We start from the raw sequence: 23,854 nt of genomic DNA on the forward strand, positions 1-23,854 counted from the left end.
AGAGGAGACAAGGGAGCCATGAACAAGACAATGATTGCCGCACTGGTGCTCGGAGCCACGAGCCTGCCAGCGGCAGCGCAAACCGCCGGCGGCGTCACGCTCTACGGGCTGATCGACACCACCATCCGCTACAGCACGCACGAAAACGCAGCGGGCAACAGCAATCTGCAGATGATGGACGGTGTGCTGACCGGCAGCCGATGGGGACTGCGCGGCACGGAAGATCTGGGCGGTGGCACCAAGGCCATGTTCATCCTGGAATCGGGCTTCTTCCCCGATACCGGCGGCAGCCAGCAGGGCGGGCGCCTGTTCGGACGCACCGCGGTGGTCGGCCTGGAAGGCGACTACGGCAAGCTTTACCTCGGTCGGCAATACACGCTGGCGCACGAGGTCTTGTCTTCGTACGAGGCGATGGCGTTTGCCAACAACTCCATCGTTGGCTATCAGGGCGGCAACTACACCGGCCTGCGCTACGACAACACGGTCAAATACATCAAGTCGTTCGGCGGGCTGCAGCTTGCGGGCGCCTGGACCTTTGGCGAGGCTGCGGGCAGCTTCAGCAAGAGTTCGGCCGGCGCCGGCTCGATCGTCTACAGCATGGGCTCGGCTGAAGTGGGCGCGGTGTACCAAGTCACGCGCGATGTGTCATCAGCGTTCTTCGGCGCGGTGCCGGCCGCGCAGGCCAGCAAGCAGACGGTCTGGGGCTTTGGCGGCAAGCTCGATACCTCGATTGCCACGTGGTACCTGGGCTATACAAACAGCCGCCTCGACGTGGCCGACTACAAGAACCAGGCCGCCTATGTGGGCGCGAAGGTGCCGCTCTCCGGCGCACTGAGTTTCATCGGCACCGTGCAGTACGACTGGATGAAGCACCTGGATGCCAGCGGCAAGCGCCTGACCACCGCCGGCATGCTCGACTACGCCTTCAGCAAACGCACCGACGTCTACGCCGAAGTTGACTACACCCGCCTGCAGGGCGCGTGGGTTGCACTGAACAGCGCGGCGGCGTTCAACAACTCGGGCAACACGTATGGCAACAACTCGCGCCTGGGCGTCATGCTGGGCGTGCGGCACAAGTTCTGATCGCTGGGATCGTTCTCACAATGAAAAAAGCCCGCCGGGACACTGGCGGGCTTTTTTCATGCTGCGATCAATGCACCGGGCAATCTCGCGCGATCACGTCGCCCAACATCGCGGCGGTGGCGCCGGAAAGCGTCCAGCCCAGGTGCCCATGGCCGGTGTTGTAGAACACGCGCCCATGCCGCCCGCGGCCGACGCGCGGCATCATGTCCGGCATCATCGGACGCAAGCCGGCCCACGGCACCACGCGCGACGTACCAATCGCGAAGTTGCGGCGCGTCCAGGCCACCAGGGGCTCGATGCGATCCGCACGGATATCACGGTTGTAACCGTTGAACTCCGCCGTGCCGGCCACGCGGAAGCGGCCGGTGCCAAGTCGGCTGGTCACAATCTTCGCGCTCTCATCGAGCAGGCTGACCCATGGCGCGCCTTGCACGCTGGCTTCGTCGTCCAGGTGCACCGTGATGGAATACCCCTTGACCGGATACACGTTGATGCGATCGCCAACCATTTGTGCGATATGCCGGCTGCCCACGCCCGCGCAGACGACCATCGCGTCGGCGGCAAGGTCCTGCACGACGTTCGCCTCGCTGGTGGAAAGGCGGTCATCCAGCGTGGTTTGCAGCAGGAGACGAACGCCGTGCTCTGTGGTTTGCACATCGCGCACGTCCACGCCGTGCATGAAGCGCACGCCGCGCTTTTCGCAGGCCTGCGCGAGGCCGCGCGTGAACTTGTGGATGTCGCCGGTGGCGTCGGACTCGGTGAAATAACCGCCGTAGTAGTTGCCCCGCAGTGTGGGCTCGATGGCGGCAATGTCTTCCGGGCTCACGGCGTGGCGCTCAAGCCCCCCGGCGATGAGCAGGGCGTTGGCCTTGCCTGCGGCCGCAAAGCTCGCCTTGTCGTGATAGACGTGCAGAATGCCGCGCTTCTGCAGATCAAAATCAATCTGCTCCCGTTCGGCCATCGCAAACAGATGCTTGCGTGCCTCGATGGCCATGCGTGTGGTCTCGATGGTGTTGCGGCGGTAGTGCGCGATGCTGGCCACGAACTCGCCGATCCACGAATACTTATGCCAGGACGGCTTGGGATTGAGCAGGAGCGGGGCGTCGTTGCGCAGCATCCATTTGATGCCCTTGAGCAGCGTGCCGGTGCTGTTCCAGACTTCAGCGTTGCTGGCGGAAAGCTGCCCGCCGTTGGCGAACGAGGTTTCCATGGCCGGATACAAGTGGCGGTCGAGCACCGTGACCTGATAGCCGAGTTGCGAGAGCGTGTAAGCAGTGGTGACGCCGGATATGCCGGCGCCGACGATGACGATGTGCGTCATGGCGGTCCCTATGGAGTGATGTCATGACCGGACGATCCGGTCGGCTCACCCCATCTGTCTTGGGACCTGAGAGCTTGGGCGCCAGCAGTGGTGGCGCCTTCCCCTTCGGTGGGCGCACGCGTACACGCCTCTCTCCAGATTCGCAGTCGACGCCACAGTCCTTTTGCCTGAGAGTTTCCGGGGTGGTTGCTCCATCGGCGCCGGGCGTTGCGCGTGTGTGCGTTGAGCCCGGTCTCTCCTGCGGCGTGTTGCAGCTGTCGTTGGTGCGTCAGCCGCGCCTGCGTGCTGCCGGTGTGGGCAGCGGGAGGGAGTGTGTCATGGGTTGTGACGTTCGGCAAGTCGGGCTGTACCCGGAGCGACGGAGGGCGTGTCGTCTTTCAAGTCCACGCCGCTGCGGCCGAGCGCCACTGCGCCGTTGAGCAGGAACACCAGTCGGCTCGCTGCCTGGTCATAGGCCAAGCCTGCCGGCCGCACATTCGAGATGCAATTGCGCTCAGCATCGGACCGGCCAACGCGCGGCGCGTAGGTCAGGTAAATGCCTAGGCTGTCAGGCGAACTCAACCCCGGCCGCTCACCGATCAGCATTACGACCTGTCGTGCGCGAAGCAACGCACCGATCTCATCCCCCAGCGCAACCCGGGATTGCTCGGCGATGGCGACCGGCCCGATCGACCAGCCGGCCGGCAGACGCTCACGCACGCTGCATAGCAGCGGCACGGCATGGCTTTGCACGGCCAATGCGGAGAGCCCATCGGCAATCACGAAGACAACGTCGAATGGCTCCGCTGGCCGCAGCGCGCCGAGTTCTGCGCGGCTGGCTTCGTCAAGCCGGCGGCCGAGATCGGGGCGGCGCAGATACTGGGCCCGATCGGCTGCCGCGCTGTGCACCGCCAGGGCCGTGAAGCCCGCCTGCCCAAGCGCGACCGCTAAAGCTGCACGATTGAGCGGCAAATGCACGGCATCGCGCGCCTGGGCGTGCGCCACGCCAAACGCGAGCACGGCGTCGGTCGTCTGGCTGTTGCCGGCCCGACCCAACGCAATGCGTGCGTCGGTAAAGGCACGCAGGTGTGTCCACGAATTCGGCTGAACGAGCGTGTGTTTCGGCATGTGCGGATATCCAACGGGGTTCACAGCGCATGGGCCAACTGCAGCAGCGGCTGCCGCGCCGTGGCGTCTTGCAGGCGCCCAGCGGCGTCGACAATACCCATGCTTTGCAGCCACGCCTCAAACTCCGGCGCCGGCCGCAGGCCCAGCGTGTCGCGCAGATAGAGTGCGTCATGAAACGATGTGCTCTGGTAATTGAGCATGATGTCGTCGGCGCCCGGCACGCCCATGATGAAGTGGATGCCCGCCACGCCAAACAGGGTGAGCAGCGTATCCATGTCGTCCTGATCGGCTTCGGCGTGGTTGGTGTAGCAGACGTCGCAGCCCATCGGCAGGCCCATCAGCTTGCCGCAGAAGTGATCTTCCAATCCGGCGCGGATGATCTGCTTGCCGTCGTAGAGATACTCCGGACCGATAAAACCGACCACCGTGTTGACCAGCAACGGCGAGAACGCCCGCGCCACCGCATAGGCACGCGCCTCCATGGTTTGCTGATCGACGCCGTGATGCGCATTGGCCGACAACGCGCTGCCCTGGCCGGTCTCGAAATACATCACGTTGTTGCCGACCGTGCCGCGCGCCAGGCCCTGCGCGGCGTCATGCGCTTCTGCCAGCAAGGCAAGGCTGATGCCGAATCCCGCGTTGGCCTGCTCGCTGCCGGCCACGGACTGAAACACCAGGTCCACCGGCGCGCCCTGGTCAATGGCGCGCAGTGTGTTCGTCACGTGGGTCAGCACGCACGACTGCGTGGGAATGGCGTAGCGGTTGCGCAGTTCGTCAACCAATTGCAGCAGCGAGACGATGGCGCCGAGGTTATCGCCCGCAGGGTTGATGCCGATGGTCGCGTCGCCGCAGCCATAGAGCAGGCCATCGATGATCGATGCGGCAATACCTTTGGGGTCGTCCGTCGGGTGGTTGGGTTGCAGCCGGACCGACAACCGGCCGGGCAAGCCGATGGTGTTGCGAAAGCGTGTGACCACGCGGCACTTGCGGGCCACGGAAATCAGATCCTGATTGCGCATCAGCTTGCTGACCGCGGCAGCCATTTCGGGCGTGATACCAGGCGCGACGCTTGCCAGTGTCTGGCTGTCCGTCTCATGCAGGAGCAGCCAGTTGCGAAACTCGCCCACCGTGAGCGAGGCAATCGGCTGGAAGGCCTGCGCGTCATGCCGGTCAAGAATCAGGCGCGTGACCTCGTCGTCTTCATAAGGCACCAGCGCTTCGTTGAGAAATACCGACAGCGGCACATCCGCCAACGCCATGCGCGCGGCCATGCGTTCGCCCTCGCTGGCCGCGGCCAGACCCGCCAGATAGTCGCCCGAGCGCGCCGGGCTGGCTTTGGCCAGGAGCGTCTTGAGATCGTTGAACACATGGCGTTGCACGCCAATGGTCTGAGCGAAGTGCATGATGGGATACGCGGAAGCGTCCAATGACGGTGACGGCAATGCCTATCCTGCCACTTTAGTTGCCTTCTATGTCACGGCGGCAATGTTCTAATACGCGTTTCCCAAACGTCGATCTCGCCCGTAAATGACCGCATCCGCCACACCGTCCCGCCTGCACCAAGCGGGCTCTGCCATGGAAGTGCTGGCGGTCTTTCTCAAGCTGGGCCTCACCAGTTTCGGCGGCCCTGTCGCGCATATCGGCTACTTCCGGCGCGAGTTCGTAGAGCGCCGCCGCTGGCTGGACGACGCAACGTTCACAGACCTCGTTGGCCTATGCCAGTTTCTGCCCGGGCCTGCCAGCAGCCAGGTGGGATTCTCCGTCGGGCTGCTCCGGGCGGGATGGCGTGGCGGGTTGGCGGCATGGTGCGGCTTTACGCTGCCTTCCGTCTTGTTGCTGCTGGTCTTTGCGATGCTCGCGCCGAGCCTCAGCGGCCCGATTGGCGCGGGGCTGATCCACGGTTTGAAGCTGGTTGCCGTTGCGGTGGTGGCGCAGGCCGTGTGGGATATGGCGCGCAAGCTCTGTCCTGACTGGCAGCGCGCAGGTATCGCGCTGGTCAGCATTGCCGTGCTCAGCGCGTTGGCGACCGTTTACGCGCAACTGGTCGTGATCGTGCTCGGCGCCGTGCTGGGCTTGTTGTTATGCCGATTGTCGCGTCCGGTGAGTGAGGGGCCGAGGGCCGGGCAGGGAACCGCATTTCGCGTGTCTCACGCTGCCAGCAGCGTCAGCCTGGTGCTGTTCTGCACCCTGTTGTTCGGGCTTCCGGTTGTGGCAAACCTTCATCCATGGATGCCCGCGAAAGTGTTCGACGCGTTCTATCGGTCAGGCGCGTTGGTATTTGGGGGCGGGCACGTCGTGCTGCCCCTGCTGGAGCAGCAGACAGTGGCGACTGGTTGGGTCGCGTCGAACGATTTTCTGGCAGGCTACGGTGCCGCGCAGGCGGTGCCCGGGCCGTTATTCACCTTCGCCGCTTTCCTCGGCTGGACGATCGCGCCGGGGCTCAATCATTGGGCCGGTGCTGCGCTTGCTACGGTGGGCATCTTTCTGCCGGGCCTGCTGCTGGTCATCGCGGCGTTGCCTTACTGGCAAGCGTTGCGCGCGCGTCCTTCCATGGCGGCGCTGTTGGCGGGTGTGAATGCCGCAGTGGTTGGATTGCTGGCATTTGCCCTTTACACGCCGGTCTGGACGAGCGCCGTGCGGTCATGGAGCGATTTTGTCGTCGCGGCGATTGCGTTCCTGCTGCTGACGCGATGGAAAACGCCACCGCTGATTGTGGTGGCGTTTTGTGCAGCGGCGGGCGTTGCCGCAGCCGCGCTGGGTTGAATCGCGCTCTCCCTACGCGCAGCAATCAGTCGCTGCGCGGGGCAGGCGGTCATTCATCCATCAGCCGAACCCTGACCTTCTTGCCCTTCAGCGTGCCGGCATTGAGCTTGCGCAGCGCCTCGCGCGCGATGCCGCGCTCGACCGCGACGTAGGTCGAGAACTCGGTCACGTTGATCTTGCCGATCTGGTCGCCCCGAAAGCCGGCGTCGCCTGTCAGAGCACCGAGCACATCGCCGGGTCGGATCTTCTCTTTGCGTCCGCCGAGAATCTGCAGCGTTTCCATTGGCGGCAGCAGCGGAGCGTCATTGCCGGTATCAAGCTCGTCGAGCTGGTGCCATTCGACCTCGCGCCCGAGCGCCTGTTCGATGTTGCCGACACGGCCCATCTCGTCCATGCTCGCGAGGCTCAACGCCCAGCCGTTCTCGTCGGCGCGGCCCGTGCGGCCAATGCGATGCACGTGTACTTCGGGGTCGGGCGTCACGTCAACGTTGATCACCGCTTCGAGCTGTGCGATGTCGAGCCCGCGCGCGGCAACGTCGGTCGCGACGAGCACCGAGCAACTGCGGTTCGCGAACTGAATCAATACCTGATCGCGCTCACGCTGCTCGAGTTCGCCATGCAGCGCCAGCGCGTGGATGCCCTCCGCGCGCAACACGTCGAGCAGGTCACGGCATTGCTGCTTCGTGTTGCAGAAGGCGAGCGTGCTCACAGGCCGATAGTGCTTGAGCAGCAGCCCGACCGCATGCAACCGCTTGTTGTCCGTCACCTCGTAGAAGCGCTGGCGAATCTTGCTGTCGTCGTGGCGCTCTTCGAGTTTTACTTCCTTCGGATTGCGCAGAATGCGCTGACTCAGCTTCGCAATACCTTCCGGGTACGTTGCCGAGAACAGCAGCGTCTGGCGATCGGCCGGGCATTGGCGCACGACCGTCGCGATGTCATCGAAGAAGCCCATGTCGAGCATGCGGTCTGCTTCGTCAAGCACGAGCGTTTTCAGCGCGCCGAGCGCGAGATTGCCGCGCTCCAGATGGTCCATGATGCGCCCCGGCGTGCCGACGATGACATGCGCGCCATGCTCAAGGCTTGCCGCCTGCGGACGCATCGGCGTGCCGCCGCAGAGCGTCAAGACCTTCACGTTTTCTTCAGCGCGTGCCAGGCGGCGGATCTCCTGTGCCACCTGATCGGCAAGCTCGCGCGTCGGGCAGAGAACCATCGCCTGCACGTCGAAGCTGCGCGCGTCAAGCCGTGCGAGCAGGGCCAGCGCAAACGCTGCGGTTTTGCCGCTACCCGTCTTTGCCTGCGCAATCAGGTCGTGGCCAGCCAGCGCGATGGGCAGGCTTGCAGCCTGGATCGGCGTCATGTCGGTGTAGCCAAGCTGCGCCAGATTCGCGAGCACGGCCGGGGCGAGCGCTAGGGTGCTGAAGGGCGTGGCGGTCGGTTCAATGGTCATGTTGTTGCGCTGATTCACTTGGACGGCTTGCCTTCGAGTTGTTCGTAGACGACGGTGCCGTCGTCAGCCTCGAAGCGTTCGACATAGTTGCGGGCGCCGCATAGCGCACAACGGAACAGCAGCCCTTGGCCCTCGTCCTTGATGACGACATCGGACAGTTCCCACTGCGTGCCGCAGCTCTGGTTGATGCAAGTGAACACGGTTTTCTCTGAATGGATTTTTCGTTGCGTCTCGATAACGAGGCAGGTAGACCGGCGCCGCGTGTGCGCCTATGTAAATCTAGATCAATACATCAATCACAAATGGCTTTGCCGCGCCATTCCTGGAAGATTGCGCGGCCTTTACCTGATTGGGCCCGAGAGGTGGGGATTGCATCTCGTCTCGTGGGGTTGGCCTCTGCGCGATGTCGTTTTTCGGGCGACGCCCACGCCAAGCGCCCAATGCATCCTGTTGGTGCAACAGATTCGCGGGTACAACGCTGAGATCGATGCAGATATGGGGCTGATCTTGCAGATCGTCACGTTTTCCCCGCCGGACTCTAACACACCCATTTAGGCCCGTAAGTCGCGGGCCAAGGCTCTGCAACGACTGGCAGCCAACCGCAGATGTCATTTCTTTGAAATTACGTAGAGTCCGCACTCTTGTCTTGGTTTGAGGTGCGTCAAGTCCGGCCCGCAGCCGCTGGCATCTAATGGGTTGCATATCCGCAATCGTTTGACGCCCCCAACCATGCGCACCGCCCCCGTGCCGTCTTCACCAACTGCAGAGCTGATTGATCTGCCGTTTCACGCCGCCCTTGCGCGTACATCGAATTCGCTGTCGCTTGCATCAATGCAACTGGCATTGATGGATTGGGCACTGCATCTGGCTGTTTCGCCAGGCAAGTGTCTGGATCTGTTCCGCTTGGCACTGACGCAGGCTGAGCAACTCGAGGCTTACATCCGGAACTGCTTGGCGTCCGGCCCGCAGGACGTGTGTCTTTGCGTCCAGCCGCCGGCCCATGACCGACGTTTCTTGGCTGACGAGTGGCGTTTGTGGCCGTTCAACGTGCTGCACCAGTCTTTCCTGTTGACGGAACAATGGTGGGAGGCGGCCACGCGCGGCGTCTGGGGTGTCGCCAAGCATCACGAGGACGTCGTTGCCTTTGCTGCGCGTCAATGGCTCGACATGATGTCGCCGGGCAACCAACTGGCAACCAACCCCATTGTCCTGCGTCGGACCTTTGAACAGCACGGTACCAATCTCGTGCGCGGCGCACTCAATGCGCTTGACGATCTGGAGCGCTCCATGAGCGGCGCGCCGGCCGCCGGCACCGAACGTTTTATGGTGGGCCACGACGTGGCAATCACGCCCGGCAAGGTGGTCCTGCGCAACCGCCTGATCGAGCTGATCCAGTACGCGCCGGCCACGAGCAAGGTCCAAGCCGAGCCCATCCTGATCGTGCCGGCATGGATCATGAAGTACTACATCCTGGATCTGTCACCGCAGAACTCGCTGATCCGTTATCTGGTAGAGCAGGGCCATACGGTGTTCTGCATCTCCTGGAAAAACCCCGACGAGGCTGATCGCGCCCTCGACATGGACGATTACCTCAAGCTCGGTGTCTTTGCCGCGCTCGATGCCGTCAATGCCATCGTGCCGGGCCAGCGCGTCCACGCCACCGGTTACTGCCTTGGCGGCACGTTATTGGCCATTGCAGCGGCTGCCATGGCGCGCGATGGCGATGCACGGTTGGCATCCATGACGCTCTTTGCCGCGCAGACAGACTTTTGCGAGCCGGGCGAACTCGGCCTGTTCATCGACGAGGCACAGGTCAGTCTGTTGGAAGCGCAGATGGAACAAACCGGCTATCTACGCGCCAGCCAGATGGCCGGAGCCTTCCAGATGCTGCGCTCGTACGACTTGCTGTGGTCACGTGTCGTGGGTGAATACCTGCTGGGCGACCGCGCACCGATGAACGATCTGATGGCCTGGAACGCCGATGCCACGCGCATGCCCGCGCGGATGCACAGCCAGTATCTCCGGCATCTGTTCCTGAATGACGACCTGAGCGAGGGCCGCTACCTCGTCAACGGAAAGCCGGTGGCCCTCAACGACATCGACCTGCCCATCTTCGTGGTGGGCACGTTGACCGACCACGTAGCGCCATGGCGCTCGGTCCACAAGCTGCATCACCTGACCGAGGCGGAGCTGACGTTCGTATTGACCACCGGCGGCCACAACGCCGGCATTGTCAGCCCGCCGGCCAACTCGCATCGGCGGTTCCAGATGCAGACACGTAACGTCGGCGAGGTATCAGTGGCGCCGGATGATTGGTTGGCATCGGCACCCATTACCGACGGTTCGTGGTGGCCGGCGTGGCATGCATGGCTGATCGCGCATGCATCGGGCCCCGCACCGGTGAAGCCACCGAAGATGGGCGCCCCGGCACTGCCGCCACTGGCGGACGCGCCGGGCGCCTACGTTCTGGAGAAATAAATGCGTGTGCAGAAGCAGCTCCGGGCGTGTGGCAGCTACGCCGACACGCGTATGGCCGCCATGGTAGTCACCGTCACTGTGCTGGCACTGTCGGGTTGCATCTCGATGGCGCCGCCTTACGAGGCGCCCGCGTTGCCCGTGGCCCAGCACTACGACGCCGACGATGGCCGGGATGGCCTGTCAGCATCAGCGACCGGCTGGCAGGCGTACTTTACGGACACGCGCCTGCAGGCGTTGATCAAGCAGGCGCTGGAAAATAACCGCGACCTGCGCACTGCCGTGCTGCGTGTGGAAGAGGCGCGTGCTGCGTTTGGCATCCAGCGCGCGGAGATATTTCCGCACCTCAATGCGCAGGCCGGCGTCAGCCGCTTGAGCATTCCGGCGGACGTGAGCCCGTTCGGCATGCCGATGCGTGTCACCCAGTACCAGGTGGGGGCCGGTGTCTCCAGTTGGGAGATCGATTTCTGGGGACGCGTACGCAACCTCAACGAGGCCGCATTGGAAAGCTATGTGGCTTCCGACGCCGCACGCCGTGCGGTAGCGCTTGGGTTGATCGCGCAGGTGGCCGACAGCTATCTGGTGCTGCGTGAACTCGACGAGCGCATCGCGCTGGCGCAACAAACCGTGGATAGCCGGACCGAAACACTGCGCATCTTCTCGCGCCGCGTGGCGGTGGGCGCGACGTCAAGATTGAACCAAACACAGGTCGAGACCCTGCTGACCCAGGCGCAGGCGCTGCTAACGCAATTGCAGCAGGCGCGCGACGCGCAGGCGCACGGCTTGGCCTTTCTTGTCGGCAAACCAATCGACCTGCCGCCGGTCTCCGAGCCATTTGACGAGCACCGCATGCTGGCCGAACTGCGCGCAGGCCTGCCTTCCGACCTGCTGACGCAGCGCCCGGACATTGCCGCCGCGGAGCACCGGCTGCGTGCTGCGCACGCCAGCATCGGCGCGGCACGGGCCGCGTTCTTTCCCCGCGTGGCGCTGACCGGCGCTTACGGCACGCTGGGTCCGGAACTGGGTAACCTGTTTGCGCCCGGCACACGCGCCTGGGTATTTGCGCCGAGTATCAGCCTCCCGCTCTTTGAAGGTGGAAAGCTGCGCAGCAACCTCGACCTGGCAGAAGCCCGCCGAGACCTTGCCGTGGCTGGTTACGAGAAGACCGTGCAGAGCGCATTCCGCGACGTGTCCGACGCGCTTTCTGCACGCAAGTGGCTGGCCGACCAACTCGACATTGCGAAGGCCGCACTGGCGGCACAGAGCGAACGCGCGCGGCTGTCGCAACTACGTTTCGACGCTGGAGCATCGACCTTCCTGGAGGTGCTCGACGCCCAGCGCGACCTACTGGCCGCGCAGCAGCAACTGGTGCAGGTACGCCGTGCGCTTCTCTCTAGCCGCGTTGGCCTGTATGCCGCACTGGGTGGTGGCACGCAGGCCGTCGAATCCGAATCTGATCTGCAACCTCACCTGAGCCTGACGCCGCCCCCGCGCGTATCGGGCGTATCGGGCGGAACAACACCATGACTACGACTCCCCGACAACGATGGATTGCGCTGCTGGCGGCCGCCCTGGTGATGGCCGGCGGAGCGTTCGCGTGGAAGGCTTTGCGGCAAGAGGGCCCCGGCAAGGGCTTTGCGAGCGGCAATGGCCGCATCGAGGCCACAGAAATCGACGTGGCCACCAAGCTGCCTGGCCGCGTGCAGGACATTCTGGTGGACGAGGGCGACTTCGTGACGGCCGGCCAGCCGCTTGCGCACATGCAGGTGCAGACACTGGAAGCGCAACGTGACGAGGCCCAGGCACGGCAGCAACAAGCGGTCTCTGCCGTGGCGAGTGCGCAGGCCCAGGTGGCCGTGCGAGAAGCCGATAGGCAAGCGGCTCTCGCGCAAATCGCCCTGCGTGAAAGCGACCTTGATGCCGCGCAGCGCCGGCTGGCGCGTTCGGAAACGCTGTCGCACGAAGGCGCTTTGTCAATGCAGGAGTTGGACGACGACCGCGCCCGCGTGCGCAGCGCCAAGGCCGCGCTTGTGGCGGCCCGCGCGCAAGCCGAGGCCGCGCAGGCGGCCGTGTTGGCCGCTCATACGCAGGTGGCCGGCGCCGGTTCCACCGTCAAGGCAGCAGACGCAACCGTATTGCGCATCAAGGCCGATATTGACGACAGCGCCTTGACGGCCCCGCGCGACGCCCGTGTGCAATACCGCATCGCCCAGCCCGGTGAGGTGCTGGCCGGCGGCGGGCGGCTGCTCAACCTCGTGGATCTGTCCGACGTCTACATGACCTTTTTCGTGCCAGAGACGGACGCAGGCCGCATCGCCATGGGCAGCGAGGTGCGTATCGTGCTGGACGCTGCGCCGCAATACGTGATTCCGGCGCGCGTGTCCTTTGTGGCCAGCACCGCGCAATTCACGCCCAAGACCGTGGAGACGGCCAGCGAGCGGCAGAAGCTGATGTTCCGCGTGAAGGCGCAGATCGATCGCGATCTGCTGCGTAAGCACTTGAAGCTGGTGAAGACCGGTCTGCCCGGCATGGCGTGGCTCAAGCTCGACACGCAGGCCGAATGGCCGGCCACCCTGGCGATCAAGGTTCCGCAGTGACGCGGTCTGCTGACCCATCCCCCTTGCATGAGGTGCACCTCGCGGCGCCGGTCGCGAGCCTTGCCGGCGTGAGCCTGCGCTACCGCAAGACGCTGGCGCTGGACGGCGTCACGCTCGACCTTCCCGCCGGCTGCATGGTCGGATTGATCGGTCCGGATGGCGTGGGCAAGTCCAGCCTGCTGTCATTGGTGGCCGGCGCGCGTGCCCTGCAGGACGGCGCAGTACATGTGCTGGGCAGCGACATGGCCGACCATCGCGCGCGCGCCGCGGTCGGCCCACGCATTGCTTACATGCCGCAAGGGTTGGGGCGCAATCTGTACCCCACGCTGTCGATCGAGGAGAACCTGCAGTTCTTCGGGCGCCTGTTCGGCCACGATGCAGCGGAGCGCCGCCGCCGCATTGATGCCCTCACGGCCAGCACCGGCCTGCGGGCGTTTCTCTCACGGCCTGCCGGCAAGCTGTCGGGTGGCATGAAGCAGAAGCTGGCGTTGTGCTGCGCGCTGATCCACGACCCGGACCTATTGATCCTGGACGAGCCGACCACGGGCGTCGACCCGCTCTCGCGCAGGCAGTTCTGGGACTTGATTGGCAGTATTCGCGCCACGCGCCCGGGCATGAGCGTGATCGTGGCCACCGCCTACATGGAAGAGGCCGAACGCTTCGACTGGCTGGTCGCCATGGACGCGGGGCAGGTGCTCGCCACCGGCACACCGGCTGGTCTGCGCAGCCGTGCGGGTACCGATTCCCTTGAGGCCGCCTTCATTGCACTGCTGCCGCTGACGCGCCGGCAGGGGCATCACGCCGTGGTCGTGCCGCCCCTGGTGGCCGGTGCAGAAGACGATATTGCGGTGCAAGCGAACGGCCTGACCATGCGTTTTGGTGACTTTGTCGCAGTCGACCACGTCGACTTCCGCATCCGTCGTGGAGAGATCTTCGGCTTTCTCGGTTCGAACGGCTGCGGCAAATCGACCACCATGAAGATGCTCACCGGCCTGCTGCCTGCCAGCGAGGGTCAGGCGTGGCTGTTTGGCCATCCGGTGGACCCGAAAGACATCGACACACGCCGGCGCGTGGGCTACATGTCGCAGGCGTTCTCGCTGTATGGCGAGCTGACCGTGCGTCAGAACCTCGTGCTGCATGCGCGCCTGTTCCAGGTGCCCGAAGCCGAGGTGCAGTCGCGTGCGGCTGAGATGCTGACCCGCTTCGGGCTGCAGGAGGTGTCCGACAGCCTGCCTCAGAGCTTGCCGCTGGGCATGCGGCAGCGTTTGTCGCTCGCGGTGGCGATGGTGCACAAGCCGGAGCTGCTGATTCTAGATGAGCCGACCTCGGGGGTGGACCCGGTCGCGCGCGATATGTTCTGGCGCCTGATGATCGACCTCGCACGGCGGGATCGGGTGACCATCTTCATCTCCACGCACTTCATGAACGAGGCCGAGCGATGCGACCGCATCTCGCTCATGCACGCCGGCCGGGTGCTGGTAAGTGATGCGCCCGCGGCGCTGGTGCGCGCTCGCGGCACGCAGACGCTGGAGCAGGCGTTCGTTGCCTATCTGCAGGAGGCTGCCGAAGCGTCTTCGGGCACCGGCGAGGTTGCTGCGCCGCTGCCGGTGCGCGCGGCGGCGGCCAGCGCACCCGCCGGCATGCCCGCCCGCCGCCGCTTCAGTCTTGCGCGCGCATTGAGCTATTCGCAGCGCGAGGCGCTGGAGCTGCGCCGCGACCGCGTGCGGGCCACGCTGGCGCTGCTGGGCACGGCCATCCTCATGTTCATCATCGGATACGGCATCAGCCTGGACGTGGAGAACCTGACCTACGCCGTGCTGGATCGCGACCAGACTGTGCTCTCGCGCGACTACACGCTCAACCTGGCGGGCTCGCGTTATTTCATCGAAAAACCCCCAATTCGCGACTACGCTGAGTTGGATCGCCGCATGCGCAACGGCGAGTTGTCGCTGGCGATTGAAATCCCGCCTGGCTTTGCGCGCGACGTAAAACGCGGCACGGCCGTGCAGATCGGTGCCTGGGTGGACGGTGCCATGCCCACCCGCGCCGAAACCGTGCGCGGTTACGTGCAGGCCATCCACCAGCTTTGGCTTGCGGATACTGCGGTGCACCGGCTGGGGGTGCGTCTGGCGGCGCCCAGCAGCATCGAAACGCGCTATCGCTACAACCCCGACGTGAGAAGCCTGCCTGCCATGGTGCCCGCCGTGATTCCGATGCTGCTGATGATGATTCCAGCCATGCTGGCGGCGTTGTCGGTGGTGCGCGAAAAGGAGTTGGGCTCCATCATTAATTTCTACGTGACACCGGTCACTCGCGCGGAGTTCGTGCTTGGAAAGCAGTTGCCGTATATCGTGCTCGCCATGCTGAACTTCCTCTTGCTGGCGCTGCTGGCAGTGACGGTGTTCGGTGTGCCGATCAAGGGCAGCTTTGCGACGCTCGCGTTGGGGGCGCTGATCTTCGTGACGTGTTCGACGGGTTTCGGGCTGTTTGCGTCCACCTTCACGCAAAGCCAGATCGCGGCCATGTTCGTCACCATGATCGGCACGATCATTCCGTGCGTGCAATTTGCAGGGCTGCTCAATCCCGTGTCGTCGCTGGAAGGAGCGGGGGCCATGATCGGGCGCGTATATCCCGCCACGCATTTCCTGACCATCAGCCGGGGCGTCTTCAGCAAGGCGCTGGACATGGGGGCGTTGGGCAGCGCCTTCTGGCCGCTCCTGGCGGCAGTGCCGGTCATCCTGGGCGCCACCTTGCTGATGCTGCGCAAGCAGGATCGATAGGAGAGCCCCGCCATGCCAAACCTTCAAGTCGATCGACGCACCGCCCGCCTGAATAACATCTTCCGCCTTGGTATCAAGGAGCTGCGAAGCCTGGCGCGCGACCCGATGATGCTGGTGCTGATCGTCTACACCTTCACCCTGTCGATCTACGTGGCGGCAACCGCCATGCCAGAGAGCCTGCACAACGCCTCGATCGCCATTGTTGATGAAGACAGCTCGCCGCTGTCGGCGCGCATTGTCTCAAGCTTCTATCCTCCGCATTTCCGCACGCCTGCGTTGATTCCGCTCACGGAGGTGGACCCAGGCATGGACAGCGGCCGCTATACGTTCGTGCTCGATATCCCGCCCAACTTCCAGCGCGATGTGCTGGCCGGACGCGCACCGTCCATCCAGCTCAACATCGACGCCACGCGGATGAGCCAGGCCTTTACCGGCAACGGCTACATCCAGCAGATCGTCTCGGGCGAGGTGAGCACCTTCCTGCAGCGCCACCGCGCCGCGCCCGCCACACCGGTCGACCTAGTGCTGCGCACGCGCTTCAACCCCAACCTGGAGCAGACGTGGTTCGGCTCGTTGATGGAGATCATCAACAACGTCACCATGCTGTCGATCATCCTTACCGGCGCCGCACTCATCCGCGAACGCGAGCACGGCACGATCGAGCACCTGCTGGTGATGCCAGTCACGCCATTCGAGATCATGGTGTCCAAGGTGTGGTCGATGGGGCTGGTGGTGGTACTGGCCGCGCTTGTTGCACTGGTGTGCGTGGTGCAGGGCGCGCTGCATGTACCGATCGAAGGCTCGATCCTGCTGTTCATGCTGGTGGCTACGCTGCATCTGTTTGCCACGACCTCCATGGGGATCTTTCTTGCGACGGTGGCGCGGTCCATGCCGCAGTTCGGCATGCTGTTGGTCCTGGTGCTGCTGCCACTGCAGTTGCTCTCGGGCGGCACCACCCCGCGCGAAAGCATGCCCAGCGTGGTGCAGGACATCATGCTGGCCGCGCCGACCACACATTTTGTATCGGCGTCGCAAGCCATTCTTTATCGCGGTGCGGGGCTCGAGGTCGTGTGGCCGCAATGTCTGGCCATCTGCGTCATCGGCACCGTGCTGTTTGTCGCATCATTGACGCGCTTTCGCCAAACCATCAGCCAGATGGCATAAGGAGCCAACATGGATACACCCGCCAACGTGCCTCTCGCGCTCCAAAAGGCGCAGATCGCATTCGGGCTGCAGACGTTGGGTCTGCTCAAGACAACACGGCAGCACTGGTATGCACTGGGCGCCGAGCTGCTGGCACAGGACGTTGCCCGCACCGAGTCTGCGCTGGCCGATCTGCAAAGCGTCGAGGACTGGAACGCGTTTGCAGCACTGCTGCCCAACGCATTTTGGCAGGCCAGCCAGCGCACCATGGATGTGCTGCAAGGCGTGCTGCAGACGGCCATCTCGAACCAGTCGAGCTTGGTGGCGGATTACCAGCGCGTCATGCTGGAATGGCAACAGGCTTCCGTACGCGCATTGAGCACGACCGGCAACGCCATGCCGGTCCATACAGCGCTGCAGGGCATGCTATCGGCTTGGGGCGTGCCGGGCGATGCATGGCTCCGCTCTGCAACCGAGCGCTCAAATCCTGTCCGTACGCCCGGCAAGGGCAACGGTCAGCTTCACAAAGCTTCCTGACGAACACACATGGGCCCCGATCATCTGCCTGTACCGCCGGCGTTGCTGCCGGCCGGCGATCTGAGTGTGGTGCGCAATCGCACCTTTGACGAAATTGCCATTGGCGACACGGCTGCCATTCTGCGCACGCTCACTGCCGAGGATATCCAGCTCTTCGCCGTGCTGTCGGGAGACGTCAACCCGCAGCACCTGGACCCTGAGTTTGCCGCGTCTACGCGCTTTCACGGTGTGATTGCCCACGGCATGCTGGGCGGAGCGCTTATTTCCGCTTTGCTCGGCACGCGTTTGCCGGGGCCTGGAACGATCTACCTTGGACAGACGCTGCGGTTCCTCGCACCGGTGCGCATTGGCGACACCTTGACCATCCGCGTGACGGTGGTCAGCAAGGAGGCGGAAAGAAAGCGGATCAAGCTGGCATGCAGTTGCACAAACGACAGCGGCACGGTGGCCATCACGGGCGAGGCCGAGGTCATCGCGCCCACCGAGCGGATCGAGCGTCCGCGTACCACGCTGCCGGATGTGCGTATCACCACCGGCAGTGATGGCATCCATCGGCTGCTCGACCATGTGCGGCCTCTTGGTGCGATCCGGATGGCCGTTGTCCACCCGTGCGATGCGCTGAGCCTGTCTGCCGTGCTGGACGCGCGCGCCGAAGGCCTGATCGTGCCTTGCCTTGTCGCGCCGAAGGCCAAGCTGATGCGCGTAGCCGCCGAAGCCGGCCTTGACCTCAGTGGCATCGAGATCGAGGACGTGCCGCACAGCAGTGCCGCTGCAACCCGCGCAGTGGAGCTTGTGACGCAGGGCAGGGCAGAGGCGCTGATGAAAGGCAGCCTGCATACCGACGAGTTGATGGCGGCGGTGGTGCGCGAGGAGGCCGGGCTACGCACTAAACGTCGGATCAGCCATTGCTTCCTGATGCAGTCGCCCGCGTATCCGCGCCCGTTTATCGTGACGGATGCCGCCATCAATATCGCGCCGACCCTGGATCAAAAGGCTGACATCGTCCGCAACGCCATCGACCTGGCCCATGCAATCGGCGTTGAACGGCCTCGGGTAGCGATCCTTGCTGCGGTCGAGACGGTGAACCCGCGCATGCCTGCCACGCTCGATGCGGCCGCGCTATGCAAGATGGCGGACCGCGGCCAGATTGAGGGCGGAGTGCTGGACGGGCCACTGGCTTTCGACAATGCCGTGTCTGCCGCTGCCGCACGCATCAAAGGCATTGTTTCGGAAGTGGCAGGGCAGGCCGATGTGCTGGTGGTGCCCGATCTGGAAAGCGGCAACATGCTCGCCAAACAGTTGGAATACCTGGGAGGCGCAGCCAGCGCAGGCATTGTGCTCGGCGCCCGCGTGCCCATTGTTTTGACCAGCCGCGCCGACTCGCGCGAATCGCGCATCGCGTCGTGCGCCCTTGCCACGTTGCTGGCCCACCGCTACCGCAATCTACCGCCATGACCGATTGCATCGTCGTACTGAACTGCGGCTCGTCGAGCATCAAGTTTGCAATGTTCGATGCCACCTTGCGCCCATTGCCGCGTGTGCCCATGTGGAGCGGGAAAGTGGAGGGGATTGGCACTGATCACCCCACGGCGACGGAGGCTGGCACGCCGACACAGGCGCTAGCGCTAGACAGCGCGCAGCCGTATCACGCCGCGCTCATGCACATTCGCCGGCGTGTCGAACACAGGCTGGACGGCCGCCGCCTGATGGCCGTGGCGCATCGAGTGGTGCATGGCGGCTCCAAATATTTCGCGCCGGTACGCGTGAACGCCGATGTGCTGTCCGATCTGCGCAGCTACATTCCTCTGGCGCCGCTGCATCAGCCGTTTGCGTTGGAGGCCATCGAGGCGCTGCTGTCGGACTTGCCCGATGTGCCGCAAGTCGCGTGCTTCGATACCGCGTTCCACCGCACGCTGCCGCAGGTAGAGACGATGCTGCCGCTGCCGTACACGGCATGGGAGCGCGGTCTGCGTCGTTATGGCTTTCATGGGTTGTCGTACGAATACATGTCGATCGCTTTGCTGGAACGGCATGGCGACATCGCACTCGGGCGAACCATCGTCGCGCACCTGGGCAGTGGCGCCAGCCTGTGTGCAATGCACGGGCTGAAGAGCGCGGCCACAACGATGGGGTTCTCCGCCCTCGATGGCCTAATGATGGGGACGCGATGTGGCGCGCTTGATCCGGGTGCAGTGCTCTACATGATGGAAACGGAGCATCTTTCCCCCACGCAGGTTGGGCACGTGCTGTATCACGAATCGGGCCTGCTGGGGGTGTCAGGGCTGTCTTCCGACCCGCGCGACCTGATTGCGCACGAGGGTGACACCCCGCGCGCGCAAGCGGCGCTCGCGCTCTACGTGCGCCGGATCGTCCGCGAGATCGGCGCCCTGGTGGCCGTACTCGGCGGCCTGGATTTTCTGGTCTTCACTGCGGGTATTGGCGAGCACAACGCCGTACTGCGCGAGCGCATTGTGGGCGGACTTGGTTTCTTGGGCGCCAACCTTGATGACGAGGCCAACCAAGCGCACGCAGCAGTCATTTCCAGTTCAGCGAGCCGGATCCGCGTGGCAGTAGAGCCTACAAATGAGGAGTGGGTGGCAGCACGGCATGCCGTCAAACTGTGCTCATAAGGTTTTTTGGGGAAATCGCCGAGTTCCAGGGCCCGCCGTCGTGTCGCTAGGATGCATCTATATTATTTTACATAACACAAACTGCCCCCCCGGGCCTTCCTGCTGAACTACGCCAGGGCAGTGCCCCGACGCTGGCCCACAAGGCTCAGCAGGTCTTCAAAATTTACGGCGAGGCGGTCAAAAATCGACGCCCACATTTGCCGGACTTCGGGCGATTTGGCGCGCTCAGCGTGTGAGGCTGCTGCAACGGCGGCCGGGTCAATGCCCAGGATTTCCGCGATCCGCATTGCCGTTTCATCGTCAAAGCTACCTTGGCCGTTCCGGTACTTGCTCACGGCAGAGCGTGAGATGCGCAGCGCCTTTGCGACTGCGTAGTCGGAGGCGCCGCCAAGCTTTCGGCTTACCGCCTCCAGAAAATCAAGAGTGGTTTTCATCACATTTACCCCTAAGAAAAACGTCTACCCGGGCTGAAGCGTAGTCAACGGTCAACGAACGCGCAACGTCATCTGTAAGCGAACGTTCTTTGCATGTTGACTGTTCACAGGGTGATGACTATGATCCGTTCCCAGACGCACCGCCGCCTGGACGCTACCCCGCCAGGGCCGGCCTGATCCGCTGGCAGGCGGTGCGCACCCCGAAAGGGGCTTCGCGCAACAGGGGTAGCGTCAAAGGGGAGTCACATGAAGTTACAAATTTCGACGTTCCGGGCCAGCGGGAAGCCGGACCAGGGATATGTCAGCGTGTCAGGGCCGATTACGTACGCGCTGTTCTGCTTCAACGGCTTGGGAGACGAGCGCATCACAGAAGTGGACGCGATGCGTCAGGCTGTGATCTTCAAAGAGGCGGTCGAGAAGCTGCAGCAAGGCGCGGCCGTAGAAGCGAATTTCATGAAGGGGGCCGCTCGATGAAACCGACCCCCATCCACCGCACCGCTCTGGGCGGTTTCACCATCGACGGCCCGTACTATCGCCGCCGTCGCTCCCTGGCCGTTCTGGCAGAGCGTTTCTTCCATTTTCTGGGGGCGTGACCATGGCGCGAGGCTACCGACCGGGCAGCACGCGCGACGGCGCAGCAGCAGCACACCTGCCGGCATCGATCCCCACGCCAGCAGCGCCGACAGAAATGTCGCGCGCCATGGCTGATGCGGCCATCGCAAACGCGCTGGCCATCCTCAAGCGGCACAAGCCGCGCATCAACCCAGCACGATGATGCCGGCCGAGGTGGCGGTTCTCTTCGCGCGCGCGGACAGCATCTACAAGACGCTGCCGGACTGCGACGTATGGGATGCAGATCGCGACGCGCGGCGCTGGCCAGGCGGCAAGCCAGTAGTGGCGCACCCGCCATGCCGCGCCTGGGGCGTGCTGCGCGCGCTCGCCAATCCGCGACCGGATGAAAAGGCGCTTGCCCTGTTCGCTGTGGAGCAGGTGCGGCGGTTTGGCGGCGTGCTGGAGCATCCGGCAGGGTCAACGTTGTGGCGTGAGGCGGGATTGCCCGAGCCAGGCGAGCGGGACCCCTGGGGCGGATGGACGCTGCCAATACATCAACACTGGTGGGGGCACAGAGCAGAGAAGGCGACGCGGCTCTACATCGTTGGGTGCGCGCCGGCCGATCTGCCGGAAATTCCGCTTGTCCTGGGCGAGGCAACGCACATCGTTGCCAGCTCTGGGCGGCGCCGCGACGGCGGGCGCCTGCGTAAGGGTGACCGTGGGTGGAGGCCAGAGATTACCAAGGCGGAGCGCGAGCACACGCCGCCAGCACTGGCCGAATGGCTGTGCGAGACAGCCAGGCGGTGCGCCTGATGTGGGGATACCTTCGTGACGCGGCAGAGGCGGTCCCCGCGCTTCCAGAAATGAAGGAAGCGCGGGGCAGGGTGCCGATGCGCTGGTATAACCGCGCGCTCAAGGCCGCAGACAAGGCCGGCCGCGCAAGCGCGCAGCGCGCGGGCAGACCAGACATGTTCGACCTGGGTGCCGCTGCTGGCGCAGTCGCGGCGTTCATGAACGAGCACGCACCGAGCACGCTGCCGGTGCGCCCGGACGCTACAGACTACGAAATCTGCATGAAGGCGCGCCGCATCGCCGGCGACGTGCAACTCAAGGTGCACGGCCTGGAGCTGGAGGAAGCGCTGGTGGTGTGCGCTTCGACGTGCGAGCGCTACGGTGTCGAGCTGCCCGACTTCAGCGCGGCGGCGGATCGCGTGGCTCGAGTCAAATGCGAATTGTGGTGGCGCCGGCGTCTGCGCACGAAACACATTCGCGCGCTCGAGCGCTCGAACATCCATCTGCACTACGTCCACTATCGCAGCGACCCGTACGCCAGCAATGACGCGGTGCGCCGGCGCCTCGCGCAGAACCGCCGCAACCGCCAAACGCTCGAGCGGACCTCGCTCGAGAACGAGCACGGGCAGCGATTCACGCTGGCGGAGCTGGCCGACAAGTCAATCGCCAACAAGGCACTTCGCCGCGGCGAATTGATGACGCGCCTCAAGGGCATGGAAGAGCTGGCCGAAGATGTGAAGTTCGCCGGCGTGATGTTCACCAAGACATGCCCATCACGGTTCCATGCCGTGAAGCAGATGGGCAACAAGTGGCAACCCAACGCCAAATATGAGGGCGCGGACCCGCGCGAGGGCCAAGGCTACCTGCGCCGCGTGTGGGCACGCATCCGCGCGGAGCTCAAGCGCCTGGGCGTTGTGTACTTCGGCCTGCGCGTTGCAGAGCCGCACCATGACGGGTGCCCGCACTGGCACGGCCTGATTTTCTCCAACCGCATCGACGTGGTGTGTGCCGTCATCCGCAAGCACGCGCTGAAGGATTCCCCCGAGGAAGCCGGCGCATCGCTGCGCCGCTGCCGTTTCGAGCACATCGACAGCGCCAAGGGCAGCGCGGTGGGCTACATCGCCAAGTACATCTCCAAGAACATCGACGGCCACGCCGTGGGCGACCACAAGACGGCAGAGGGCTACGTGGTGCAAGCGGACTTCCTGGGCGATGACGTCATTACGCCGAGTGAGCGCGTGGAAGCCTGGGCGGCAACGTGGGGCATTCGCCAGTTTCAGGCGTTCGGCGGCGCGCCGGTCGGCGTGTGGCGCGAGCTGCGCCGCGTGAAGGAAGCGGACCTGCCGACCGAAGAGGAAAGCCCGGAAATCCGTGCAGCCTGGGCCGCCGCGCAGAAGACGGAAGAGAAGGGCGCGAGCTGGGCCGACTACGCCCGCGCAATGGGCGGCGTTGCCGGCGAGGGACGGCGCATCGCCATCAAGTTCGTGGAGCGCATGGAAGAGGGGCGCTACGGCATGGCCGTGCGTCAAGTGCCGCAGGGCGTGCAGGCCGTGGGACGCGCACACATCGTAGATGGCATGTGCGACTACTGGCGCACGACACAGATTTTCGTTCCGGCGACACGCTACGAATGGCGGGAGGTGTCGCGCAGCGGCGCAGCCGCGAGCACTCGGACTCGTGTCAATAACTGTACGCGCCGGAAGGGCGCCAAGGACGGGAAACCGTTCTGGCTGGAAGAAATTGAGGCCAGCGCGCCGCCGCACGCGCTGGAAACGCCTCCAACCTGCGGCATGGAGTAGTTCAAATGCAACCCTGGGACCAAGTTCAAGTTACCGACGCCAACGACCCGCGCAATGGCGCAGCCGGTCTCGTCATCGCCACCAAGGGCACGGGCGACGACAAGCAGCTCACGGTGAAGATGGACGCCGACGGCGCCACCGTCGCCTACAAAGAAGCCCAACTGAAGCTGCTGGGCCGCTGATCGTGGCGCCGTTCCACACCGGGCGGCGCGTGCTGATCGTGGCCAAAGATGAGTTCTACGGATTCATCGATGGCTGGGTCGGCTACGTGTCGGGGCGCCAAGCGGGCGCCATCTGGGTGGAATGCGTGCGGGAGGATGGCACCAAGTCGTTTCTGGTGCCGCCCGACCAACTGCGCGCGCTGCCCTGACGGGAAAACAAAAGAAGGGGGTCA

Annotated in this window: 23 protein-coding genes and 1 riboswitch; of the genes, 17 read left to right on the forward strand and 6 right to left on the reverse strand. The window is 64.4% G+C overall.

The genetic code is table 11. The annotated features are described in order from the left end of the window. The first annotated feature begins 18 nt into the window (after positions 1-18). On the forward strand, positions 19-1,083 hold the full coding sequence (locus tag BM136_RS22515) for a porin (RefSeq protein WP_092975959.1): 1,065 nt from the start codon (positions 19-21) through the stop codon (positions 1,081-1,083). 67 nt (positions 1,084-1,150) lie between these two features. On the opposite strand, the gene BM136_RS22520 is transcribed toward BM136_RS22515, so the two are convergent. From BM136_RS22520 to BM136_RS22530, 3 genes are all read right to left on the reverse strand, one after another. Beyond that, on the reverse strand, positions 1,151-2,404 hold the full coding sequence (locus tag BM136_RS22520) for a D-amino acid dehydrogenase (protein ID WP_092975962.1): 1,254 nt from the start codon (positions 2,402-2,404) through the stop codon (positions 1,151-1,153). 145 nt (positions 2,405-2,549) lie between these two features. Then, a riboswitch (glycine riboswitch) is annotated at positions 2,550-2,655 on the reverse strand. Positions 2,656-2,719: 64 nt separating this feature from the next. Beyond that, positions 2,720-3,511, reverse strand: a complete 792-nt coding sequence (eutC, locus tag BM136_RS22525; RefSeq protein WP_092975965.1) for an ethanolamine ammonia-lyase subunit EutC — start codon at positions 3,509-3,511, stop codon at positions 2,720-2,722. Between the two features lie 20 nt (positions 3,512-3,531). After that, positions 3,532-4,914: an ethanolamine ammonia-lyase subunit EutB gene (locus tag BM136_RS22530; protein WP_092976134.1), complete on the reverse strand. Its 1,383-nt coding sequence runs from the start codon at positions 4,912-4,914 to the stop codon at positions 3,532-3,534. A 124-nt stretch (positions 4,915-5,038) separates the two neighbouring features. Here BM136_RS22530 and chrA point away from each other — a divergent pair, with 124 nt between their 5' ends. Then, a complete protein-coding gene (gene chrA, locus BM136_RS22535; RefSeq protein WP_092975968.1) occupies positions 5,039-6,274 on the forward strand; it encodes a chromate efflux transporter in 1,236 nt (411 codons plus the stop codon). 49 nt (positions 6,275-6,323) lie between these two features. Here the strand turns inward: chrA and dbpA are convergent, their stop codons facing one another. Next, positions 6,324-7,721: an ATP-dependent RNA helicase DbpA gene (gene dbpA, locus BM136_RS22540; protein ID WP_092976137.1), complete on the reverse strand. Its 1,398-nt coding sequence runs from the start codon at positions 7,719-7,721 to the stop codon at positions 6,324-6,326. Positions 7,722-7,735: 14 nt separating this feature from the next. After that, the gene (locus tag BM136_RS22545) at positions 7,736-7,921 is read right to left on the reverse strand and encodes a hypothetical protein (RefSeq protein WP_092975971.1); all 186 of its coding nucleotides are present in this window, start codon (positions 7,919-7,921) and stop codon (positions 7,736-7,738) included. A gap of 529 nt (positions 7,922-8,450) precedes the next feature. Between BM136_RS22545 and BM136_RS22550 the strand changes: the two genes are divergently transcribed. From BM136_RS22550 to BM136_RS22585, 8 genes are read left to right on the forward strand one after another with little or no spacing between them, the layout of a single operon-like run. Further along, entirely contained in the window at positions 8,451-10,199 is a 1,749-nt protein-coding gene (locus tag BM136_RS22550) for a PHA/PHB synthase family protein (RefSeq protein ID WP_092975974.1), read from the forward strand. Between the two features lie 51 nt (positions 10,200-10,250). Then, positions 10,251-11,723 carry an efflux transporter outer membrane subunit gene (locus BM136_RS22555; protein WP_175537205.1) on the forward strand — a complete coding sequence of 491 codons (1,473 nt, stop codon included), beginning with the start codon at positions 10,251-10,253 and terminating at the stop codon, positions 11,721-11,723. Beyond that, positions 11,720-12,793 (forward strand): HlyD family secretion protein, encoded by a 1,074-nt coding sequence (locus BM136_RS22560; RefSeq protein ID WP_092975980.1) that lies wholly within the window; start codon positions 11,720-11,722, stop codon positions 12,791-12,793. Before BM136_RS22555 ends, BM136_RS22560 begins: the two co-directional genes overlap by 4 nt. Then, positions 12,757-15,573, forward strand: coding sequence for a ribosome-associated ATPase/putative transporter RbbA (gene rbbA / locus BM136_RS22565; RefSeq protein WP_092975983.1), 2,817 nt, complete (start codon positions 12,757-12,759; stop codon positions 15,571-15,573). Before BM136_RS22560 ends, rbbA begins: the two co-directional genes overlap by 37 nt. Positions 15,574-15,585: 12 nt before the next feature. Beyond that, on the forward strand, positions 15,586-16,737 hold the full coding sequence (locus BM136_RS22570) for an ABC transporter permease (RefSeq protein ID WP_092975986.1): 1,152 nt from the start codon (positions 15,586-15,588) through the stop codon (positions 16,735-16,737). 9 nt (positions 16,738-16,746) lie between these two features. Then, positions 16,747-17,253 carry a hypothetical protein gene (locus tag BM136_RS22575; protein ID WP_092975989.1) on the forward strand — a complete coding sequence of 169 codons (507 nt, stop codon included), beginning with the start codon at positions 16,747-16,749 and terminating at the stop codon, positions 17,251-17,253. Between the two features lie 9 nt (positions 17,254-17,262). Beyond that, positions 17,263-18,708: a bifunctional enoyl-CoA hydratase/phosphate acetyltransferase gene (locus BM136_RS22580; protein WP_092975992.1), complete on the forward strand. Its 1,446-nt coding sequence runs from the start codon at positions 17,263-17,265 to the stop codon at positions 18,706-18,708. Continuing rightward, positions 18,705-19,883, forward strand: coding sequence for an acetate/propionate family kinase (locus BM136_RS22585; RefSeq protein ID WP_092975995.1), 1,179 nt, complete (start codon positions 18,705-18,707; stop codon positions 19,881-19,883). The genes BM136_RS22580 and BM136_RS22585 overlap by 4 nt, the downstream gene beginning before the upstream one ends. Positions 19,884-19,990: 107 nt before the next feature. Here BM136_RS22585 and BM136_RS22590 read toward each other — a convergent pair whose 3' ends face one another. After that, positions 19,991-20,317, reverse strand: a complete 327-nt coding sequence (locus tag BM136_RS22590) for a helix-turn-helix domain-containing protein (RefSeq protein WP_092975997.1) — start codon at positions 20,315-20,317, stop codon at positions 19,991-19,993. A 246-nt stretch (positions 20,318-20,563) separates the two neighbouring features. Here BM136_RS22590 and BM136_RS22595 point away from each other — a divergent pair, with 246 nt between their 5' ends. Genes BM136_RS22595 through BM136_RS22615 form a run of 7 tightly spaced genes read left to right on the forward strand, consistent with a single transcriptional unit; the run spans position 20,564 to position 23,830 of the window. Then, positions 20,564-20,791: a hypothetical protein gene (locus BM136_RS22595; protein WP_092976001.1), complete on the forward strand. Its 228-nt coding sequence runs from the start codon at positions 20,564-20,566 to the stop codon at positions 20,789-20,791. After that, positions 20,788-20,910, forward strand: coding sequence for a hypothetical protein (locus BM136_RS25715; protein WP_302848173.1), 123 nt, complete (start codon positions 20,788-20,790; stop codon positions 20,908-20,910). Before BM136_RS22595 ends, BM136_RS25715 begins: the two co-directional genes overlap by 4 nt. A 2-nt stretch (positions 20,911-20,912) precedes the next feature. Next, positions 20,913-21,092, forward strand: a complete 180-nt coding sequence (locus BM136_RS22600; protein ID WP_092976004.1) for a hypothetical protein — start codon at positions 20,913-20,915, stop codon at positions 21,090-21,092. After that, positions 21,089-21,682: a hypothetical protein gene (locus BM136_RS22605; RefSeq protein WP_175537198.1), complete on the forward strand. Its 594-nt coding sequence runs from the start codon at positions 21,089-21,091 to the stop codon at positions 21,680-21,682. The genes BM136_RS22600 and BM136_RS22605 overlap by 4 nt, the downstream gene beginning before the upstream one ends. After that, complete coding sequence (locus tag BM136_RS22610) at positions 21,649-23,460, forward strand: replication endonuclease (protein ID WP_254775736.1); 1,812 nt, start codon at positions 21,649-21,651, stop codon at positions 23,458-23,460. The genes BM136_RS22605 and BM136_RS22610 overlap by 34 nt, the downstream gene beginning before the upstream one ends. A gap of 5 nt (positions 23,461-23,465) precedes the next feature. Further along, entirely contained in the window at positions 23,466-23,642 is a 177-nt protein-coding gene (locus BM136_RS25450) for a hypothetical protein (RefSeq protein WP_175537199.1), read from the forward strand. Between the two features lie 2 nt (positions 23,643-23,644). Further along, positions 23,645-23,830 (forward strand): hypothetical protein, encoded by a 186-nt coding sequence (locus BM136_RS22615; protein ID WP_092976007.1) that lies wholly within the window; start codon positions 23,645-23,647, stop codon positions 23,828-23,830. Positions 23,831-23,854: the final 24 nt, after the last annotated feature.

The organism is Ralstonia sp. NFACC01 (genome assembly GCF_900115545.1).
GTDB lineage: Bacteria > Pseudomonadota > Gammaproteobacteria > Burkholderiales > Burkholderiaceae > Ralstonia > Ralstonia mojiangensis.

Excerpts from the sequence above, each read along its gene's own strand:
- BM136_RS25715 (WP_302848173.1), top strand. The coding sequence starts at position 20,788 with ATGAAACCGACCCCCATCCACCGCACCGCTCTGGGCGGTTTCACCATC.
- BM136_RS22580 (WP_092975992.1), top strand. The coding sequence starts at position 17,263 with ATGGGCCCCGATCATCTGCCTGTACCGCCGGCGTTGCTGCCGGCCGGC.
- eutC (WP_092975965.1), bottom strand. The coding sequence starts at position 3,511 with ATGCCGAAACACACGCTCGTTCAGCCGAATTCGTGGACACACCTGCGT.
- BM136_RS22520 (WP_092975962.1), bottom strand. The coding sequence starts at position 2,404 with ATGACGCACATCGTCATCGTCGGCGCCGGCATATCCGGCGTCACCACT.
- BM136_RS22555 (WP_175537205.1), top strand. The coding sequence starts at position 10,251 with ATGGCCGCCATGGTAGTCACCGTCACTGTGCTGGCACTGTCGGGTTGC.
- BM136_RS22560 (WP_092975980.1), top strand. The coding sequence starts at position 11,720 with ATGACTACGACTCCCCGACAACGATGGATTGCGCTGCTGGCGGCCGCC.
- BM136_RS22575 (WP_092975989.1), top strand. The coding sequence starts at position 16,747 with ATGGATACACCCGCCAACGTGCCTCTCGCGCTCCAAAAGGCGCAGATC.
- BM136_RS22530 (WP_092976134.1), bottom strand. The coding sequence starts at position 4,914 with ATGCACTTCGCTCAGACCATTGGCGTGCAACGCCATGTGTTCAACGAT.
- BM136_RS22610 (WP_254775736.1), top strand. The coding sequence starts at position 21,649 with ATGGCTGTGCGAGACAGCCAGGCGGTGCGCCTGATGTGGGGATACCTT.
- dbpA (WP_092976137.1), bottom strand. The coding sequence starts at position 7,721 with ATGACCATTGAACCGACCGCCACGCCCTTCAGCACCCTAGCGCTCGCC.
- BM136_RS22515 (WP_092975959.1), top strand. The coding sequence starts at position 19 with ATGAACAAGACAATGATTGCCGCACTGGTGCTCGGAGCCACGAGCCTG.
- BM136_RS22585 (WP_092975995.1), top strand. The coding sequence starts at position 18,705 with ATGACCGATTGCATCGTCGTACTGAACTGCGGCTCGTCGAGCATCAAG.
- BM136_RS22590 (WP_092975997.1), bottom strand. The coding sequence starts at position 20,317 with ATGAAAACCACTCTTGATTTTCTGGAGGCGGTAAGCCGAAAGCTTGGC.
- BM136_RS22550 (WP_092975974.1), top strand. The coding sequence starts at position 8,451 with ATGCGCACCGCCCCCGTGCCGTCTTCACCAACTGCAGAGCTGATTGAT.
- chrA (WP_092975968.1), top strand. The coding sequence starts at position 5,039 with ATGACCGCATCCGCCACACCGTCCCGCCTGCACCAAGCGGGCTCTGCC.
- BM136_RS22595 (WP_092976001.1), top strand. The coding sequence starts at position 20,564 with ATGAAGTTACAAATTTCGACGTTCCGGGCCAGCGGGAAGCCGGACCAG.
- BM136_RS22570 (WP_092975986.1), top strand. The coding sequence starts at position 15,586 with ATGCCAAACCTTCAAGTCGATCGACGCACCGCCCGCCTGAATAACATC.
- BM136_RS22605 (WP_175537198.1), top strand. The coding sequence starts at position 21,089 with ATGATGCCGGCCGAGGTGGCGGTTCTCTTCGCGCGCGCGGACAGCATC.
- BM136_RS25450 (WP_175537199.1), top strand. The coding sequence starts at position 23,466 with ATGCAACCCTGGGACCAAGTTCAAGTTACCGACGCCAACGACCCGCGC.
- BM136_RS22600 (WP_092976004.1), top strand. The coding sequence starts at position 20,913 with ATGGCGCGAGGCTACCGACCGGGCAGCACGCGCGACGGCGCAGCAGCA.
- rbbA (WP_092975983.1), top strand. The coding sequence starts at position 12,757 with ATGGCCGGCCACCCTGGCGATCAAGGTTCCGCAGTGACGCGGTCTGCT.